Raw genomic sequence first — 2,834 nt, 5'->3', positions numbered from 1 at the left:
GGTCTACGAAGCGCTCGAGATGACGCCGCAGAAAAAGCCGGAGAAGCCGGGATTCGCTGTGCTGATGAAGGGCTTCCTGGGTACCGACCCGTACCAGTGCATCCTGTGCAAGGGCCGACTGCGTTTTGCCGGCGCTCAGGCAGGAACGCAGGCGATGGCATGACTGTCGGAAAGGTTGCGTGGAATGGAGAAAAAGCGATGGTTGCGGATGCCTGAGCCGGATTAGTGTGCCTGAAAAATGGCTTTCCGGTTAAAAACACGACAAAAACTGCATTTTCATACTTAAACCTACGCACGAGCGCCGCATCAAAGGGATAGTTCGTTCTGACATTCATGGTTGGGCGCTCTCAGAAGAGGCGATTCAATCTCCTAACCATGAACTGTTTGCCGAGCTGTACGCGCGGCTTGGACTGGTTCCGCAGGCGCTATTTTGCGCCGCCTGTGGCCTGCAGGAAGGTAAGGTGTACTGCGTTACCTCAGCCAGCACGGCCTCTTATACGCCGATGCACCTGTGCAGCTTAGGCGACTAGTATCTGTATGACGCGCTCTGCGTGCTCATTGATACCGTTGAGCAGGATGAGCGCCTGCTGGCATGGAACTGCTTCGAAATGATCACCCGGCTTATCGATGAGCAGTTACTGGAAGAGACCCAGCGCTGTGTTACCCGCACGGTAAATCTGGCACCGTGCTACAGCCGGGTAACCTTTAGGAATGGCTATAAAATATAGCCATTCCGCTGACTTTTCACCTGTAGCCTGCGTTTTAGTATCATAGCCCCACGATTTTTTCGTCTGTTATGGCCTGATTTATTACCTTCAGACAATAAAGACCACCGTTTTTTCATTAAAATTGTCACATAAGTACAATAAATAACCATTATAACCAGTTATTAATAATAATACCGTAAAATAGCGTAAATTTCTGCCGTAATCGTCGAAAAAAGGTTACACTTTCGCCACTTGTCTTTCATATTGTCAGACTATGTTTAATGGGCCTGCAGTGTTCTCTGCTGTTTTCAGGCCAACAGGATATAGATAAGGGGCATTTGCTTATGAGTGCGCACGAGAGCAGTAAAACCCGTCACACCGAGTATTCTCTAATCTTTCCCATCGCCGCACTGACCATCTTATGGTTCTGGGGCAACACCGCATCATTTCCTCTGGTTATTGGCATCAATCTGATTGCGCTGTTCGCCATCCTCAGCAGTGCCTTTAGCGTGGTGCGTCATGCCGATGTATTAGCCCACCGCTTAGGTGAGCCTTACGGTTCCCTGATTCTCACCCTCTCCGTGGTTATCCTTGAAGTCAGTCTGATCTCCGCGCTGATGGCCACTGGCGACGCCGCGCCAGCGCTGATGCGCGACACGCTCTATTCGATCATTATGATTGTTACCTGCGGCCTTGTGGGCTTTGCGCTGCTGCTCGGCGGCAACAAATTTGCCACCCAGTATGTCAATCTGGCGGGGGTTAAACAGTATCTGATTGCAATTTTCCCGCTTGGGATGATCGTACTGGTGCTGCCCAATGCCCTGCCTAGCGGCAATTTTACCATCGGTCAGGCACTGCTGGTTTCTGCCATTTCAGCGCCGATGTACGGCGTATTCCTGCTGATCCAGACCAAAACGCACCAGAGTCTGTTTGTCTATGAGCACGAAGATGACGGTGACGATCCGCATCACGGTAAGCCTTCTGCGCACTCCAGCCTGTGGCACACCGCTTGGCTAATTGTGCATCTGGTGGCGGTGATTGTCGTCACTAAGATGAATGCCAATACGCTGGAGTCGCTGCTGACCGAGCTGAACGCACCGGAGCAGTTTACCGGCTTCTTGGTGGCACTATTGATCTTGTCACCCGAAGGGTTGGGCGCGATTAAAGCGGTGCTGGCCAATCAGGTACAGCGCGCCATGAACCTGTTCTTCGGCTCCGTGCTGGCGACCATCTCACTGACGGTTCCGGCCGTGACGATTATCGCCACGCTGACCGGTCAGCAGCTAATCTTCGGGCTGGAGCCACCGCAGATGGTGGTGATGATTTCCGCCTTGCTGCTGTGCCAGATTTCGTTCTCTACCGGGCGCACCAACGTACTGAACGGCGCGGCGCATCTGGCCTTGTTTATCGCTTATCAGATAACGGTGATGCTGTAAAATGAATGCGGATCGAGCATTTCCGCCCCCTACGGGATGTGATTGGGCAGGCATCCGTCATTCACCCGATTTGCGTAGGAACGCGGCATGCCGCGCCCTTTTTTATTGCGCCTGATACTACAAAATATGGCCGCTGCCGGTCAGCGTCAGCGACTGCTCACCACCTTCACCGCAGCGCCATTCATCAACATCTGCGTTAGCGTCTGCTCCTACTTGTTCAGATCGGCGTTGCTGCACAGTATGCGCGTGGAGACCAGCTGCGGCTCGCTCAGCCGTCCCTGCTCTACTTTGCCCTGTCCGAAGAAACTATTGCACATCACCCAGCTGACCTTCAGCCCTTCACTAAAACCGATCTCCGGCCTGATGCCCTCGTGCGGCACGACTACCTGACCGTCCACCTCTCTGAGCACAAACTGGCAATTCGCCAGCTGGCTGGCATCCGTTGGGCTGGTGTTGCTATGGCTGCAGCCGCTCAGCGCGACGGCACCCAGTAACAGTAAAGTTACTTTTTTCATCATGACTCCTTAGATTGGCAATCCATGTTAACAACTGAGTAAGCAGGAAATAACGGCGCAGGGCGTGGATAAAGGGCACTGTTGCAAAGATATTGATGAGTTAGTCTTTCGTGTTATTGAAAGGTCTTATCTTTCAAAGACTCTGCTCACCAGACGCATCTTGCCTAGGGGATGCC

The 2,834-nt window shown here is 52.7% G+C and carries 3 protein-coding genes and 1 pseudogene; 3 read left to right on the top strand and 1 reads right to left on the bottom strand.

All coding sequences use genetic code 11. The annotated features are described in order from the left end of the window. The 3 genes and pseudogenes from BBW68_RS20495 to chaA form a co-directional block, all read left to right on the top strand. Positions 1-163, top strand: a pseudogene (locus tag BBW68_RS20495) (IS91 family transposase); the annotation flags it as partial. A gap of 388 nt (positions 164-551) precedes the next feature. Continuing rightward, positions 552-728 (top strand): hypothetical protein, encoded by a 177-nt coding sequence (locus BBW68_RS20490; RefSeq protein WP_186821253.1) that lies wholly within the window; start codon positions 552-554, stop codon positions 726-728. 323 nt (positions 729-1,051) lie between these two features. Further along, positions 1,052-2,143 carry a sodium-potassium/proton antiporter ChaA gene (gene chaA, locus BBW68_RS02895; RefSeq protein WP_070133930.1) on the top strand — a complete coding sequence of 364 codons (1,092 nt, stop codon included), beginning with the start codon at positions 1,052-1,054 and terminating at the stop codon, positions 2,141-2,143. A 209-nt stretch (positions 2,144-2,352) separates the two neighbouring features. Here chaA and BBW68_RS02890 read toward each other — a convergent pair whose 3' ends face one another. Then, a complete protein-coding gene (locus BBW68_RS02890) occupies positions 2,353-2,658 on the bottom strand; it encodes an META domain-containing protein (RefSeq protein WP_245675191.1) in 306 nt (101 codons plus the stop codon). Between the last annotated feature and the right edge of the window lie 176 nt (positions 2,659-2,834).

The organism is Candidatus Erwinia dacicola (assembly GCF_001756855.1).
Taxonomy (GTDB): Bacteria; Pseudomonadota; Gammaproteobacteria; order Enterobacterales; family Enterobacteriaceae; genus Erwinia; species Erwinia dacicola.
This window is presented reverse-complemented; position numbering and strand designations above follow the sequence as displayed.